Source organism: Pseudomonas sp. NPDC077186 (assembly GCF_044543505.1).
GTDB lineage: Bacteria > Pseudomonadota > Gammaproteobacteria > Pseudomonadales > Pseudomonadaceae > Aquipseudomonas.
In genome coordinates, this window is sequence record NZ_JBITWE010000003.1 from 496,134 (window position 1) to 511,233 (window position 15,100).

The window sequence follows — 15,100 nt, forward strand, 5'->3', positions numbered from 1 at the left end:
GAGCTTGTAGCTATGAAGTTGCTGATTCTCGACCGCGACGGCGTCATCAACCAGGACTCCGACGCCTATATCAAGAACCTGGACGAATGGATTCCGATCCCTTCGTCCATCGCCGCCATCGCCCGCCTGTCGCGCGCCGGCTGGACCGTGGCGGTGGCCACCAACCAGTCCGGTATCGCCCGCGGCTACTACGACCTGGCCACCCTCGAAGCCATGCACGCGCGCCTGCGCGAACTGGTGGCGGAGCAGGGCGGCGACCTCGGCCTGATCCTCCACTGCCCGCACGGCCCGGACGACGGCTGCGCCTGCCGCAAGCCGAAACCGGGCCTGCTGCACGGCATTGCCGCGCACTACGGCACGCCCTTGGCAGGCGTATGGTTCGTCGGCGACAGCAGCGGTGACCTGCAGGCCGCGCAAGCCGTCGATTGTCAGCCCGTGCTGGTGAAGACCGGCAAGGGCGAACGTACCCTGGGCAAACCGTTGCCGCCGGGAACCCTGGTATTCGATGATCTGGCGGCCGTCGCCGATCAACTGCTTTCTTAAGGTGCAAGACTCCATGACGCAGGCCCTCAGAACCACACTCTTCTACCTGCTCCTGTCGTCCAGCGCCTTTCTCTGGTGCATCGTCAGCGTGCTGGCGGCGCCCTTCCTGCCGTTTCGCCGGCGCTACCGCTTCGTCATCCAGAACTGGTGCCGCTGCGCGGTATGGCTGGCCAAGGTCATAGTCGGCATTCGTTACGAGGTGCGCGGCCTCGAACATATTCCCGAGCGCCCCTGCGTGGTGCTGGCCAACCACCAGAGCACCTGGGAGACCTTCTTCCTCTCCGCGCTGTTCGAGCCGCTGAGCCAGGTGGTCAAACGCGAGCTGCTGCGCGTGCCGTTCTTCGGCTGGGCGATGGCCCTGCTCAGGCCCATCGCCATCGACCGCAGCAACCCCAAGGCGGCGCTCAAGCAACTGGCCAAGCAGGGCGACGAACGCCTCAAGCAGGGCGCCTGGGTGCTGATCTTCCCCGAGGGCACGCGCATTCCGCCGGGCCAGATCGGCAAGTTCTCCCGCGGCGGCGCGTCGCTGGCGGTGAACGCCGGCCTGCCGCTGCTGCCCGTCGCCCACAACGCCGGCGAGTTCTGGCCCAAGCAGGGCTGGGGCAAGCGCCCCGGCACCGTGCAGGTGATCATCGGCGCGCCGATGCACGCCGAAGGCGAGGGCCCGCGCGCCATTGCCGAACTCAACGAACGCGCCTTCGCCTGGGTCTGCGAACGGCAGACCGAACTACGCGGCGCCGCGCCGCAACTGGCCAGCCTTGCCGAGCAGGTCTGACCGGTCCGCTGTGGATAAGCTGTGGGCGAAATACCGGCAAGGCGCCATTTTCTCAGGCAGCTATTTGATTTTTATTGATATTTTTCTCTGAGGCGGTTTCGCTGCGGCCGGGCATAAGTTTTTTAGGAACAGGGCAGGGCTAACATCCTGGCTTGTAAGGTTTGCAGCCCTACACCGAGGGTTTCAAGGGATTATTAGTCCTGCGACAGAAGCTCCATTGAGCTAGCTGGATCGGCAAATTCATAGCCCATTGCCTTGTAGCCCGCCCGGCGCTTGCTCCACATACGCAGCAAGGCTGGATGTCCGGAGTCGATGAAATCGATGATGCGAACATCCGCCTTATCTGAATGCTCACGATGCAGTCGACCCGCATACTGCTGGAGGGTGCCCCTCCAGGACACCGGCATCGCCAGCACCAAGGTATCCAGTGCCGGGTGGTCGAAACCCTCGCCAACCAATTTCCCAGTGGCCAGGATTACCCTGGGTGCATCCGGCGACAGTGCTTCCAGCTCACTAATTAGCGCAGCACGTTGCTTCTTGGACATCCGCCCATGCAGGGTAAACAGATTTTCGACCCGACCAACCAACCTCTCCTCAATGGCACTGAGGTGATCCGTTCGCTCTGTCAGCAGCAGAATCTTTCTCCCCTGCCCAAAAGTGGCTTCGACCTCAGCCACAATCTTGTCTGTCCGCTCCGCATCGCTGCATACGCGCAAGAAGACGTCCTGAATACCAGCGCCTTCTGGCATGAAGATAGGCCTGGCCAACCACCTAGGGATCACCGTCAACTCTGCGGGGGCACCCTCGGGCCTCGATGCGGTATGCCGAATCGGCCCGCACTGCATGAAAATGATCGGCTGCTGGCCGTCGCGCCGAATGGGCGTTGCGGTCAGCCCCAGCACGTATCTCGCAGGGGCCGCCTTGAGAAGGGCCTCAAAGGAGAACGCCGACAGGTGATGGCATTCATCCACGATGATTTGCCCGTAGTTCTTCACCTGCTCGCTAACCTCACCTTGCCGCGATAACGACTGCATGAGCGCAACATCGATGATGCCGGTCGGCTTGGCCTTACCACCGCCTATGCTACCGACAGTCGACTTGTCCGCCCCCAGAAACGCCTGCAATCGCTCCTTCCACTGCTGAAGCAGTTCCGTGCGGTGAACCAGCACCAGCGTGCTCACGCCGCGCCGGGCAATCAGTGCAGCAGCAGTGACAGTTTTGCCGAATGCGGTCGGAGCACAGAGGATGCCGGTGTCGTGCCTCAGCATAGCCGCCAGTGCAACCTCCTGATCCGAGCGCAATTTGCCCACGAATCTGACATCGATGGTTTTTCCTACGAAGCGCTCATCATGCAGCACCAGATCTATTTTGTTTTCACCCAGCAGTGCCCGGACGTCATCCAGGCATCCTCGCGGCAAGGCAATATGCTGCGGATAGTTTTCGGCACAGCCGATGATCCGGGGCTTGTTCCATACCGGCAGCCGCATGGCCTGAGCGTTATAGAACTCGGGATTCTGAAATGCCGCCAGCCGAATGAGCTTGTTAACCAATGGCTGGGGTAGTTCGGACTTGCTGAAATAGATCTGGTTGGCCAGGGTCACGCTTACCGACGCTGGCAACGGACAGGTCAGTTTCCGTGTCTTTTCCGGTGTGCGTTGCCAAGGCTTCGCGCTGTCATCATCTGTTAGGTCAGCGACACCCAACGGATGGCGACCGCCACTGGCTCGCAGCGTAGCCGGTGCAATGTCCCTCGCCGGCATGGGTTGGACACTGGCCAGAAATGCCCACTGATCGGGATAGGGCACCAGCTTCTCATCGACAAAAACACTGCCTCCCTGAGCGCGAGCCCGCTTCTGCAAGGGCAGGGCAATCAAGTTGCCAAAACCGCCCTTGGGCATGCTGTCCTGATTAGGGAAGAGCCGATCATACGAACCCAGTGTCAGCTGCCGGGTGCGCTCACAGGTGTGGCTGATAATCGCCGAGCCGAGCAGCCGCGCCTCGGAGGCCAAGACGTTACTCTCGAAGAATATCCAGGCATGCGCGCCATTACCGGAGCGAGAAACCTCTACCGCAACCGGCACCCCCAACTCACGACATGACTGGGCAAAGGCCGTGACATCCTCACGCCAGTCGGCTTCATCAAAGTCCACAGCCAGGAAGAAACAGGTGTCATCCGGCAACAGTGGGTAAACGCCAACGACGATCTCCCCGGCCAAATGCTTGTAGAGCACCTGGTCGGTCAGCGGTAGTAACTGCCGGTACGAGCAATCGCCGCATTTGATCCTGGGCTTCTCGCACACACCTGGGCGCCATTCATTCGCACATGCAGGTGAGTAGCCGGACTTCCCAGCCTTACTTTCCCAATGCAGAGGAAAGACATCGGCACGCCCCCGGAACAGACTCTTGAACAGCGCCAACTTCTCATTGGTGTCCAGAACCGGGACTAGCGGTGACAGCGCCACGGCCTGTTCAGGCTTTGGCAGCTCAGCCGGTAGCCGCCACTCAATGCCGTGCGTTTCCAGCAATGCGATCAGGCGAGCATTCTCAGCCCGCAGTTGCTCCAACAGATCGCCATCACTCATCGCATCGAAACCAGATTCTGTATGGCGCAGGCAGCTCGTTATTTGAGCCGCTCAGCAGCCTTGCGGTAAGCCTGCTCACGGTCACGTCGATCCACCGCCACGACAAACACCACCACCTCATGGTCAATCACCTGGTACACCAGGCGATAACCACTGCTACGCAGTTTGATCTTGTAACAATCGGGTAGCGAGTGAAGGCGATTCGCCTCGACGCGCGGGTTGACCAGCACCTCCGCGAGCTTTTTCTTGAGCTGCTCGCGGACGGTATCCCCCAGCTTGTGCCACTCCTTCAGTGCCCGTGCGTCGAATTCGAGGCTATAGATCATCCAGCGTAACCTTCACGCGCTGGGGAGCGGCCAAGCGTTCGCGCAGGGTGGCAATCAATGCCTCGTCTTCCTCGGTCATCAGCACCGGACGGAAGGGTAGTTGGCCGTGTTCGGCCACATACTGCAAAGCCTGGCGCATCAGTTCGGAAGGGGTGACACCGAGCTTTTCCAGCTCACGGTAAGCACGCGCTTTAAGTTCATCGTCGATGCGGATATTGATGGTAGCCATGAGTGGCCCCTCGACGTAGTGACAACTGTATTTACGATGCCTACATCTAATGCTTTATGCAACTCGATAGTCACCGAGCAACTTAAAGTGCATTCAACAAAATCCTGTTAAACGAAAGCCCCGGCTGTTTTCAGCCGGGGCTTTCCGTTTACGACGCGGCCAATCATCTGCTTGGCCTGATCTTGCTGCCGTGTCGACGGGCGACAAACCTGGCATTCGGCACCACCAGTAGATCCAATTAAATCAATGAGTTACGAAAATAAATGGGCGCCATTATTGGCATGCTTGAGCCACATAAAGTGGCATTTTCCGTCGAAATGACCGGAATAAATGGCATTTTCCGTATGCCCTGCATTCCGGGCACTACAAGCCTGAAAAAGCGTGGCCTCCACACCAGGAGCATGCTGGGCTAAGCGGATTGCCAAAGTGTCAATGCAAGCAGCGTAACGGGGTTCCTAGCTTTGCGGAATCCCCATCCGTCGCAGGTTTCAAGACCGTGTCAGTCCTGCGCAAGAAGCTCCATTGAGCTGGATGAATCGGCAAATTCATAGCCCATTGCCTTGTAGCCGGCCTGGCGCTTGCTCCACATCCGTAGCAAGGCTGGATGTCCGGAGTCGATGAAATCGATGATGCGAACATCCGCCTTATCTGAATGCTCCCGATGCAGGCGACCTGCATACTGCTGAAGGGTGCCCTTCCAGGACACCGGCATCGCCAGTACCAAGGTATCCAGCGCAGGATGATCGAATCCCTCCCCGACCAATTTTCCAGTGGCCAGGATCACCCTGGCTGCATCGGGTGGCAATGCTTCCAACTCACTGATTAGCGCAGCACGTTGCTTCTTGGACATCCGCCCATGAAGGGTAAATAGGTTTTCGACCCGACCAACCAGCCTCTCTTCAATGGAACTGAGGTGATCCGTTCGCTCCGTCAGCAGCAGAATCTTTCTCCCCTGCCCCAAAGCGGCTTCGACCTCAGCCACAATCTTGTCTGTCCGCTCCGCATCGCTGCACACCTGCAAGAAGACATCCTGAATACCAGCGCCTTCTGGCATGAGGATAGAATGGGGCAACCACCTAGGGATCACCGTCAAGTCAGCAGGCGCACTTTCAGGCCTCGCTGCGGTATGTCGAATTGGCCCGCACTGCATGAAAATGATCGGCTGTTGACCATCGCGCCGGATGGGCGTTGCGGTCAGCCCCAGCACATATCTCGCAGGGGCCGCCTTGAGAAGGGCCTCAAACGAAAACGCCGACAGGTGATGGCATTCATCTACGATGATTTGCCCGTAGTTCTTTACCTGTTCGCTGACCTCGCCCTGCCGCGATAGCGACTGCATGACCGCCACATCGATGATGCCGGTCGGCTTGGCCTTACCACCACCGATGCTACCAACTGTCTTCTTGTCAGCCCCCAGAAACGCCTGCAACCGTTCCTTCCACTGCTGGAGCAATTCCGTTCGGTGAACCAGCACCAGCGTGTTCACACCACGCCGGGCAATCAGCGCGGCAGCCGTAACAGTTTTGCCGAATGCGGTCGGAGCACAAAGGATGCCGGTGTCGTGCACTAGCATGCCCGCCAGTGCTGCCTCCTGATCAGGGCGTAATTTGCCGACGAAATGGACATCGATGGGCTCCCCAGCGAAGCGCTCATCGTTCAGCACCAGCTCTACCTTGTTCTCATCCAGCAGAGTCTGGACGTCATCCAAGCATCCGCGCGGCAGGGCAATATGCTGCGGATAGTTTTCGGCACATCCGATGATGCGGGGCTTGTTCCATACAGGAAGGCGCATGGCCTGAGCCTTGTAAAACTCCGGATTCTGAAATGCCGCCAGCCGAATGAGCTTGTTGACCAAGGGCTGGGGTAGCTCGGACTTGCTGAAATAGATCTGGTTGGCCAAGGTGGCGCTCACTGATGCTGGCAACGGACAGGTCAGTTTCTGAGTCTTTTCCGGTGTACGCTGCCAAGGCTTAGCACCATCATCATCTGTTAGGTCAGCGACACCCAACGGATGGCGACCGCCACTGGCTCGCAGCGTAGCCGGTGCAATGTCCCTCGCCGGCATAGGTTGGACACTGGCCAGAAATGCCCACTGATCGGGATAGGGCACCAGCTTCTCATCGACAAAAACACTGCCGCCCTGAGCGCGAGCCCGCTTCTGCAAGGGCAAGGCAATCAAGTTGCCAAAACCGCCCTTGGGCATGCTGTCTTGATTAGGGAAGAGCCGATCATACGAGCCCAGTGTCAGCTGCCGGGTGCGCTCACAGGTGTGGCTGATAATCGCCGAGCCGAGCAACCGCGCCTCGGAGGCCAAGACGTTACTCTCGAAGAATATCCAGGCATGGGCACCGTTGCCTGAGCGAGAAACCTCCACCGCGACCGGCACACCCAACTCGCGACATGACTGGGCAAAGGCCATGACATCTTCACGCCAGTCAGCCTCGTCAAAGTCCACCGCCAGGAAGTAACAGGTGTCATCCGGCAGCAGTGGGTAAACGCCAACGACGATCTCTCCGGCCAAATGCTTGTAGAGCACCTGGTCGGTCAGCGGTAGCAACTGCCGGTACGAGCAATCGCCACATTTGATCCTGGGCTTCTCGCACACACCTGGGCGCCATTCATTCGCACATGCAGGTGAGTAACCGGATTTCCCGGCCTTACTTTCCCAGCGCAAGGGAAAGACATCGGCACGCCCTCGGAACAGACGCTTGAACAGCGCCAGCTTCTCATTGGTATCCAGAACCGGGACTAGCGGTGGCAGCGCCACGGTCTGTTCAGGCTTTGGTTGCTCAGCCGGTAGCCGCCACTCAATGCCATGCGTTTCCAGCAATGCAATCAGACGAGCATTCTCAGCCCGCAGTTGCTCAAGCAGATCGTCATCACTCATCGCATCGGAACCAGACTCTGTATGACGCAGGCTACGCGTTATTTGAGCCGCTCAGCGGCCTTGCGGTACGCCTGCTCACGGTCACGCCGATCCACCGCGACCACAAACACCACCACCTCATGGTCAATCACCTGGTACACCAGGCGATAACCACTGCTACGCAGCTTGATCTTGTAGCAGTCGGGTAGTGAGTGAAGGCGATTCGCCTCGACGCGCGGGTTGACCAGCACCTCCGCGAGCTTTTTCTTGAGCTGCTCGCGGACGGTGTCCCCCAGCTTGTGCCACTCCTTCAGTGCCCGCGCATCAAATTCGAGGCTATAGGTCATCCAGCGTAACCTTCACGCGCTGCGGAGCAGCAAGGCGTTCACGCACCGTGGCAATTAGAGCCTCATCTTCCTCGGTCATCAGTACCGGGCGAAAGGGGAGCTGACCGCGTTCGGCCACGTATTGCAGGGCTTGGCGCATCAGCTCAGAAGGGGTGACGCCAAGCTTCTCCAGTTCCCGATACGCGCGGACTTTCAGCTCATCGTCGATGCGGATATTGATCGAAGCCATGGTAGCGGCCTCCACGTAAAGACATTCGTCATTACAATGACACTCTTACGTTTTTTTGGCAACCGCTCGATCACGATTCATTGACGGGCATGAGGCTCATACCTGCCACCGAGCTGCTCAGGAATTTATTAACAATCCTGTTAAGAAAATCTCGACCACTCTGCCGACTGAATTTGACTCAGGGCAGGGATCCGGCAGGACGCAACCTGGAAGATAGACTCCACCTGTGCAAGGGCCAAGTTCAAATAGAGGCATTGTGAGCTCATTGGTCTGAATGCCTGACCCAGACTATGTTTAAGACTTAATTCTAAATTTGAGCACCATCGAGTAGGGAAGCACGATGAGCCTTTATGAAAAGCAAGCGCGCTACCGAAGACTGCATGGCGAGCAGGCGTCTTGGCGGCTGTTGCGCGCTGACTCCGCACCAATCATTTTGGCATTCCTTGATGACTTGTTCTCCGAACAGGAGGTGTCTTACACCAAGGCGAGGGTTGCTCTGGAAGCAGAGCTACCAGCCTGGCACGAAGCCTACGGCATGCAGGACAACGCCAACACCTACCTGCGTAACTGGATTCATGCCGGCTGGCTACGTGAGCACGATGACCGTTTAACCTGCACCGATGCCTTTGAACAGGCGTTGCGCTTTGTCCACGGTTTGGAACAACGGGACAGCAGTGCCACTGCCTCACACCTGCGCATCGTCCAAGATGCAGTGCGAGATCTGTCTGTAGCACTCAGCCCAAATCCGGAAGAGCGCTTGCGCGTGCTGGAAAGCCGGGTGGACGAACTGAATGAAGAGATCAGGCTGCTAAAGGCCGGCGTAGTGCCAGAGCTGTCCAGCTCGGAACAGCGTGAGCGGATTCGAGGGATCTATCAGCTAGCCTCGGTGCTGACCGGCGACTTCCGGCGCCTGGAAGATGAGATTCGCTTGCTAGATCAGAACCTGCGAGTGCAGATGATCGAGTCCGAAGGAGGACGGGGTACAGTGCTCCAGGCACTGCTCGACCGTGAAGACATATTGCTCCAAACCGATGCGGGGCAAGCCTTTGACGGCTTCTTCCGGCTGCTTTGCGATGAGCACCGTAGCGTCGAATTCCGCGAACAGCTGCGGTCGATCTTGGAAAGGCCTGCGGCTCATCAGCATCTTGACCACGATGAGACGTACTTTCTCGCCCACTTGGTGCGCGAGCTAAGTGGCGAAAGCCAGCGAGTGATCGCCGTGCGTCGACGCACCCAGGAAAGCTTGCGCGCCTTCATCGAGAGTGGCACCCAGCAGGAGCGCCGAGCGGTGGAGCGCGTGTTGCGGCAACTGGAAAAGCTGGCGGTGACGTTCAAGGATCAAGAGGTCGGCCTGCGCACCCCACTGGCAGTGTATTTACCGAGCGGCAGCTTCACGGTGCGCTCACCTTCAAGCATTCGCCTGCGCTTGCCAGGAGAACGCCTGGATACCAGCAAGGTAGTCGCACACACCAACAGTAGTAGCGCCAGCGACACCATGCTCGAAAGCCTAGAGACGGTGAAGATCCTGGAGGTCGCAACGGGCCTACGCGTACTACTTGATGCCAACGGGCCGATGACTGTAGGCCAACTGCTCTGGCACAGGCCCATTCAAGGTGGCCTGGAAGAGTTGGTTGCCCATATACGCATCGCTAAAGCAGTCGACGCCATAACACTGGAAGACCGCGAACAGGTTCTGGTGAGAGACCGTGATGGCCAACAGATTCTTGCCAGCATCCCCCAGTTGCTGCTTAGCGCTGATCAATTTCCCGAGGATCTGGAGACGCTCGCCCTATGAGTGATAAAGACGACCAGATTGCCACGGCCCCGTCGCTATTCGACCAATTCCGCCCAGCCGAGGCGCCAGCAGCAACTGAATGGGAGAACCCCGCCGAAGAGTTGGATATCCGCCTGCCGGAGGACGACGCCGCGCTGGCAGATGAAGACGAGGAGCTCGATACCACTGAACCCTTGATCACCTGCAAGAGTGAAACCGGGAGCATGCCGGGTGATGCCCGTCGAGCAATGCGCTACTTACTCAACACTGGTGTGGTGAGGGAAGAAAAGAAGCGACTGACCTTCGAGAGCCTGTGCCGCCACGAGAAGCTGATCGGCGAGCATCTCGGCAACATGTACCTATACATGCTGCTCGACCAGAAAGCTGGCATAGCCATCCTCCTAGAGCAGGAGGTAACTGACCCCGATAGTGATGAAGAAGATGAAGACGAGGGCTCGGGCCTGGTCGGCAAGCGTACCCTCAGCCTGTATGACACCCTCCTACTGCTGGTGTTGCGCAAGTACTACCAGGAACGCGAAAGCGCCGGCGAGCAGAAGGTTGTTATCGACATCGATAGCATCGCGGCGCTGCTCACCCCCTTCGTCAAGCTGACCAACAACAGCGCCCTGGAACGTAAGCAACTCAACGGCTCACTCAGGCTGATGCGGGAAAAACGCCTGCTGGCCTCGATACGCGGCAGCGATGATCGGGTCGAGATCACCCCGGTGATTCGCTACGTCGTGAATGCCGATTTTCTAACTAAGTTGCTCAGCGAATATGAACAACTGGCCGCACAGAGCGGCGCTTTGCAACAAGAGGTTGGCGAAGATGTCTGAAATGACCAATACCAACCTGAGTGAGCTATTCAGCACCGGGCAAATCCGTCTAGCCGAACTCTCCGTGTATAACTGGGGCTCGTTCCATGGCCTGCACACTGCGACTTTCGATCCGGATGGCACGCTGGTCACCGGCGACAACGGTGCGGGTAAATCAACCCTGATCGACGGCCACATGGCCCTGCTCAATCGGCCTACCCAGACAACCTTCAACATTGCAGCAGCACAGGGCGACCGTTCGGATCGCACACTGATGTCCTATATCCGAGGCAACTTCGGCAAGGCTCATGACGGAACACAAACTGCAAACTTGCTGAAGCGGGATGGGGCCACCCTGACCGGTTTACGCGCGCTGTACCAGGCTGACGATGGGTCACAGATCACTCTCGCGGTGCTTTTCTGGATCCACCACGCCGGCAACTCACTGGGTGACCTCAAGCGCTTCTACGTGGTCGGCAAACGCAACCTGCACTTGGAGGAACTAATTAGAGAGTTCGGCGAAGTGAATCTGCGCCACCTCAAGCAGTATGTCGAGGCTGACCCGATGCTCAAGCACTTCGATAACAGCTTCACTGCCTACCAGGAGTATTACGCACGCCTGCTACGTATGGAAAACAGCAACGCACCAGCCCTGCTACAGCGCGCACTTGGCCTGAAGAAAATCGACGACCTCACCAGCCTTATCCGCGACCTGGTGCTAGAGCCGAGCAAAATTCGAGAAATGGCTGCTGGGGTGGTGAAAGAGTTTGACGACCTGATCAGCATCCATACCGAGTTGATCACTGCCCGCCAACAGCGGGAAGTACTGGAGCCGCTGCCGGAGCTCAGCGAGCAATTCAACAAGGTGCGCGAGGAAGGACTGCGGGTTCAGGCCGAGAGCACCGGCCTTTCGGCTTTCTTTGGCGAGCTGGGGTATCGCCTATGGGGCCTACGCAGTGAACAGCTGGAAAAGACGCAGTCCAATCTGAAAGCAGAGGAGGCCCGGCTTCAGGAGCTAGAGATCCAGGCCAACGAACGGGTTGATTCGCTCTACCAGGCCTACCAGATGCAGGGAGGGGAGCGTCTCGAAAGCCTGCGTCGCGAACTGCGCGAGGCAGAACATGCCTATAAAGAAACAGCCAGCTCGGCACGCGCCTACCAAATGGACGCACGCGACCTCGGTCTGCCAGACGCCCTGAGCATTGCTGTTGTCCGTTCCAACCTGGACAAGGCTCAGCAAGTCCTGAACGACTTGCCTGCACAAATATACGAAGCCCAGAACGCTTTCGGCGAGGCCAAAGGCTCTCTAAGCGCAATCCTCAAACAGATCCGGACGCTTGAAGAGCAAATCCAGGAAATCGAGCGGCGCCCAAACTCAAACATCGACCCGAAATTCCAGAAGCTGCGCGACGAATTGGTGGACAGCTTACAACTGGACAAGAACGGGGTGGTGTTCATCGGCGAACTGCTCGATGTGCGTGATCACGAAGCACGTTGGCGCGGCGCCATTGAGCGGGCCCTCGGTGGCCTGCGTACCACCCTACTGGTACCTGAGTCTAAGTACCGCCTGGTTACTGGCTGGTTAAACGGACGCCATACAGGTCTACATGTGCGGGTTCAGGTGGTGAACAGGATCGAGCGCAGCGCAGAGTTCCTCGGTGATGGTTTCTTGCGGAAATTAGAATGGAAAGAGCACCCCTATCGCGACTGGCTGAAACAGCATCTGGCCCGCTTTGATCTGCACTGCGTTGATTCTGCCGACGCTCTCAACGACACACCTTTCTCTATGACCCGTGAGGGCTTGGTACAAATGGAGAAGGGTCGATTCGAGAAGAAAGATCAGACGCACGTCGATGATCGCCGTAATTGGTACCTGGGCTTCAATAACGCACATCGCCTGGCAGCGCTTAAAAGTGATGGCCTGGCCCTGCGGGAAGACCTTGACGTCACCAGGAAACTTGAAAACGAAACACGCCAGGCGCTGGACAACCTGACCGAGTCGGAAAGCTCATGGAAGCGCTTGTTGGACACGCAGTGGGAAAAGATCGACGTCAACTCGGCGCAGGCCAGGCATGAATCATTGAAGGCTGACCTGGAAGCCCTAGAGCAACCGGATAGCGACTTGGCTCAAGCGAAAAAACTCTGGGAGGCAGCAAAGGACGAACGCGAGTCCGTACGCGCTGCACAGAAACACAACTTTCAACAGGTCGGAGCCCTTGGGCGTGACATCGAGGAAGCGAACAAGCGACGCCAAGTGGCCTTCAGTGCTGCCCAGATCGCACTTGAAGATAGCGTCCGAGCGTCGCTCAGCCTGCGAGTAGGGCAATTGAATCTGGATGACCTGGAACGAATTGATGCACTGGAGAATCAGCAGCGCGAATACCTAGGCGAAGCCCAGCGCTCGGTGAGCAACCGGGAGGGTCGGCTGGTTGGCAAGATTACAAGCGTGATTACCACCTTTAAGACCAATTGGCCGCTGGTAGCTAATGATTGGGTGGACAGTGTTGATGGTCGGCAGGACTACATCGACTACCTTGAGCAACTAGATCATGAAGGCCTACCAGTACTTGTGGAGCGCTTCCAGGAGCGCCTGAACACGAACACCACCCAGTCGCTCGGGCGCATGCAACGCGCCATTGATGACGAGCGAGAGGACATCCAGGATCGAATCGAGACAATCAATGATGTACTGGAACGCACCGATTTCCGACGTGGCACCTTTCTGCGGTTGGGAATCCGCAATGAAAGCTACCCGCACGTTAAGGCGTTTACCGACCAGTTGGGCCAAGTACTGAAGCATGCCACTAGCCCCGACCACGAATGGCGCTTTCAGGAGCTCCGCAGCTTGGTCGAGAAACTGGAGAAGGCCACCAACTCAGCCACTGCCAGCAACCTGGAGAGTCTGCGCCTACTCGATTCGCGCTACCGCATGTCATTTTTTGCTGAGGAGGTTGAGAAGGATACTCTGCGGGTACGCGACGTACTGGAGTCTTCCTCCGGTAAGTCCGGTGGTGAGAAGGAGTCCTTCGCCGGCATCATCGTTGCCGCTAGCCTCGCCTATGTACTGACTCCAGATGGCAGCAGTCATCCGGTGTACTGCACGGTGTTCCTCGATGAAGCCTTCTCCAATACCGCAGAGGCGGTCAGTCGTCGGGTGCTCCGGGTATTCCGCGAACTGAAGATTCACGTCAACTTGATCACTCCCTATAAGAACCTCAACCTGGCAAGAGACTCGGCACGATCACTTTTGATCGCCGAACGCGATGCCGAGCGGCACGAAAGTCGGTTGAGCCAAATTACCTGGGAAGAACTGGATCATCAGCAGGCCGCTCGAAAAGCGGCGCGACAAGCCAAGGCCGCCGCAGATCTGGGCATCGAGGTAGGGTCGATCTGATGCGTAACTGGGGACGCTTACCATCGGATGTGGTTCAAGATCTCCGGCGGCTCGAATGGGATAACGCTGGCCGTCTGAGAGATCGCCTGCTGGGCCTTCGTGGTTTCCCGATCAGTCAGCCGCTGAAACCGCCCACCGCTAGCCACGCACTGACTGATATCAACCACTTTCATGCCTGGATCGATGCCTGGCGGCATTGGCCTAAGCAGGAGCAGGTGATCTGGATAACCCGACAGTATCGGGCCCTGGGTGGCGAGATTGAGGTTCCCGAACGAGTGGAGCTCAACTCTGTGCAAGCCCTGATCGAAGCGCTCGGTGCTGAAGCCGTACAACGTGCCCACGGCTGGCAGGTTCGCATGCAACCGTTGCTAACACTGGACAAGAGCCTTTACGAGACACTGATCCGGCATATCCACCTTCTTGAAACCTTAGCTATCAATGAGGTCGAACGCTTGGCCGGGGTACTACTACAGCTAAAAAGGGATATGGGCGAGGGGCGATACCTGCGCGCACTTTCTGTGCGGGGGATAGATACGAAGTTCCTGGAGACCTACCAGGCATTGCTCAGTGTACTGCTTGATGCCTTGCATGATGGGGCAGTCACCGCTGCCGGTGGCTTGGAAGCCTGGCTGGGGTGCCGGGCGACGCCAAGTAACTGGATCTACGTCCGACCACTGTGCGCGAATATATGCCAGCAGATGGGGGGGTTCACGATTCTGCAACTGCCGCTGGAACAACTTCTGGAGCAACCTCTGCCGGGCAGGCGCGTACTGGTGGTAGAGAATACTCAAGCTGGGTACGCCCTGCCTGATCTACCTGACACTGTCGCGGTCTTCGGCGGTGGGCGCAATACACGTTGGTTACAGGCATCCTGGCTAAAAGGCCGGCATTTAGCCTACTGGGGTGATCTGGACACGTGGGGCCTCCGAATTCTCGCCGAGGCGCGCCAGGTACATCCCAATCTACAAGCCTTGATGATGGATGACGCAACTTTATCGGTACACCGTGACCAAGGTGGGCCCGAGCCTGAGCCAGCTGCACTACCAGAGACTGGATTGTTGCCAGATGAGCGCCGCTTATTTGAGGGATTGCTCAATGGCAAATACGGTATCGGACGCCTGGAGCAGGAGTTCCTCAATCAAGACTACATCCAGGCTCGTCTCAATGATTGGGTAAGAGAAACTGAATAGGCTCTTACGGAAGTCGCAAAGTCTGACACG

At 57.9% G+C, this 15,100-nt stretch carries 12 protein-coding genes; 6 read left to right on the top strand and 6 right to left on the bottom strand.

Annotation, left to right across the window (positions count from 1 at the left end; genetic code table 11):
- Nucleotides 1-12 precede the first annotated feature (12 nt).
- Together gmhB and ACIGKL_RS14320 are read left to right on the top strand one after the other, a co-directional pair.
- The gene (gmhB, locus tag ACIGKL_RS14315) at nucleotides 13-543 is read left to right on the top strand and encodes a D-glycero-beta-D-manno-heptose 1,7-bisphosphate 7-phosphatase (protein WP_397487284.1); all 531 of its coding nucleotides are present in this window, start codon (nucleotides 13-15) and stop codon (nucleotides 541-543) included.
- Nucleotides 506-1,318, top strand: a complete 813-nt coding sequence (locus ACIGKL_RS14320; protein ID WP_397487285.1) for a lysophospholipid acyltransferase family protein — start codon at nucleotides 506-508, stop codon at nucleotides 1,316-1,318. Before gmhB ends, ACIGKL_RS14320 begins: the two co-directional genes overlap by 38 nt.
- Nucleotides 1,319-1,512: 194 nt before the next feature.
- On the opposite strand, the gene ACIGKL_RS14325 is transcribed toward ACIGKL_RS14320, so the two are convergent.
- The 6 genes from ACIGKL_RS14325 to ACIGKL_RS14350 form a co-directional block, all read right to left on the bottom strand.
- Nucleotides 1,513-3,900 (bottom strand): TOTE conflict system archaeo-eukaryotic primase domain-containing protein, encoded by a 2,388-nt coding sequence (locus tag ACIGKL_RS14325; protein ID WP_397487286.1) that lies wholly within the window; start codon nucleotides 3,898-3,900, stop codon nucleotides 1,513-1,515.
- A 38-nt stretch (nucleotides 3,901-3,938) separates the two neighbouring features.
- Nucleotides 3,939-4,226 (bottom strand): type II toxin-antitoxin system RelE/ParE family toxin, encoded by a 288-nt coding sequence (locus ACIGKL_RS14330; RefSeq protein ID WP_143496206.1) that lies wholly within the window; start codon nucleotides 4,224-4,226, stop codon nucleotides 3,939-3,941.
- Nucleotides 4,216-4,455 (bottom strand): type II toxin-antitoxin system RelB/DinJ family antitoxin, encoded by a 240-nt coding sequence (locus ACIGKL_RS14335; RefSeq protein ID WP_397487287.1) that lies wholly within the window; start codon nucleotides 4,453-4,455, stop codon nucleotides 4,216-4,218. Before ACIGKL_RS14335 ends, ACIGKL_RS14330 begins: the two co-directional genes overlap by 11 nt.
- Nucleotides 4,456-4,954: 499 nt before the next feature.
- Entirely contained in the window at nucleotides 4,955-7,342 is a 2,388-nt protein-coding gene (locus ACIGKL_RS14340; RefSeq protein WP_397487288.1) for a TOTE conflict system archaeo-eukaryotic primase domain-containing protein, read from the bottom strand.
- Nucleotides 7,343-7,380: 38 nt separating this feature from the next.
- Nucleotides 7,381-7,668 (bottom strand): type II toxin-antitoxin system RelE/ParE family toxin, encoded by a 288-nt coding sequence (locus tag ACIGKL_RS14345; RefSeq protein WP_125897923.1) that lies wholly within the window; start codon nucleotides 7,666-7,668, stop codon nucleotides 7,381-7,383.
- Nucleotides 7,658-7,897, bottom strand: a complete 240-nt coding sequence (locus tag ACIGKL_RS14350; RefSeq protein ID WP_397487289.1) for a type II toxin-antitoxin system RelB/DinJ family antitoxin — start codon at nucleotides 7,895-7,897, stop codon at nucleotides 7,658-7,660. Before ACIGKL_RS14350 ends, ACIGKL_RS14345 begins: the two co-directional genes overlap by 11 nt.
- A 340-nt stretch (nucleotides 7,898-8,237) precedes the next feature.
- Between ACIGKL_RS14350 and ACIGKL_RS14355 the strand changes: the two genes are divergently transcribed.
- Genes ACIGKL_RS14355 through ACIGKL_RS14370 form a run of 4 tightly spaced genes read left to right on the top strand, consistent with a single transcriptional unit; the run spans nucleotide 8,238 to nucleotide 15,070 of the window.
- Nucleotides 8,238-9,692, top strand: coding sequence for a DUF3375 domain-containing protein (locus ACIGKL_RS14355; protein WP_397487290.1), 1,455 nt, complete (start codon nucleotides 8,238-8,240; stop codon nucleotides 9,690-9,692).
- On the top strand, nucleotides 9,689-10,507 hold the full coding sequence (locus ACIGKL_RS14360; RefSeq protein ID WP_397487291.1) for a DUF4194 domain-containing protein: 819 nt from the start codon (nucleotides 9,689-9,691) through the stop codon (nucleotides 10,505-10,507). The genes ACIGKL_RS14355 and ACIGKL_RS14360 overlap by 4 nt, the downstream gene beginning before the upstream one ends.
- Entirely contained in the window at nucleotides 10,500-13,880 is a 3,381-nt protein-coding gene (locus ACIGKL_RS14365; RefSeq protein ID WP_397487292.1) for an ATP-binding protein, read from the top strand. The genes ACIGKL_RS14360 and ACIGKL_RS14365 overlap by 8 nt, the downstream gene beginning before the upstream one ends.
- Entirely contained in the window at nucleotides 13,880-15,070 is a 1,191-nt protein-coding gene (locus ACIGKL_RS14370; RefSeq protein WP_397487293.1) for a DUF3322 domain-containing protein, read from the top strand. Before ACIGKL_RS14365 ends, ACIGKL_RS14370 begins: the two co-directional genes overlap by 1 nt.
- Nucleotides 15,071-15,100 lie beyond the last annotated feature (30 nt).

What these genes read in the sequence shown, in the direction of transcription:
- ACIGKL_RS14370 (WP_397487293.1), top strand. Translation starts at nt 13,880, where the DNA reads ATGCGTAACTGGGGACGCTTACCATCGGATGTGGTTCAAGATCTCCGG.
- ACIGKL_RS14355 (WP_397487290.1), top strand. Translation starts at nt 8,238, where the DNA reads ATGAGCCTTTATGAAAAGCAAGCGCGCTACCGAAGACTGCATGGCGAG.
- ACIGKL_RS14360 (WP_397487291.1), top strand. Translation starts at nt 9,689, where the DNA reads ATGAGTGATAAAGACGACCAGATTGCCACGGCCCCGTCGCTATTCGAC.
- gmhB (WP_397487284.1), top strand. Translation starts at nt 13, where the DNA reads ATGAAGTTGCTGATTCTCGACCGCGACGGCGTCATCAACCAGGACTCC.
- ACIGKL_RS14345 (WP_125897923.1), bottom strand. Translation starts at nt 7,668, where the DNA reads ATGACCTATAGCCTCGAATTTGATGCGCGGGCACTGAAGGAGTGGCAC.
- ACIGKL_RS14325 (WP_397487286.1), bottom strand. Translation starts at nt 3,900, where the DNA reads ATGAGTGATGGCGATCTGTTGGAGCAACTGCGGGCTGAGAATGCTCGC.
- ACIGKL_RS14335 (WP_397487287.1), bottom strand. Translation starts at nt 4,455, where the DNA reads ATGGCTACCATCAATATCCGCATCGACGATGAACTTAAAGCGCGTGCT.
- ACIGKL_RS14340 (WP_397487288.1), bottom strand. Translation starts at nt 7,342, where the DNA reads ATGAGTGATGACGATCTGCTTGAGCAACTGCGGGCTGAGAATGCTCGT.
- ACIGKL_RS14330 (WP_143496206.1), bottom strand. Translation starts at nt 4,226, where the DNA reads ATGATCTATAGCCTCGAATTCGACGCACGGGCACTGAAGGAGTGGCAC.
- ACIGKL_RS14365 (WP_397487292.1), top strand. Translation starts at nt 10,500, where the DNA reads ATGTCTGAAATGACCAATACCAACCTGAGTGAGCTATTCAGCACCGGG.
- ACIGKL_RS14320 (WP_397487285.1), top strand. Translation starts at nt 506, where the DNA reads ATGATCTGGCGGCCGTCGCCGATCAACTGCTTTCTTAAGGTGCAAGAC.
- ACIGKL_RS14350 (WP_397487289.1), bottom strand. Translation starts at nt 7,897, where the DNA reads ATGGCTTCGATCAATATCCGCATCGACGATGAGCTGAAAGTCCGCGCG.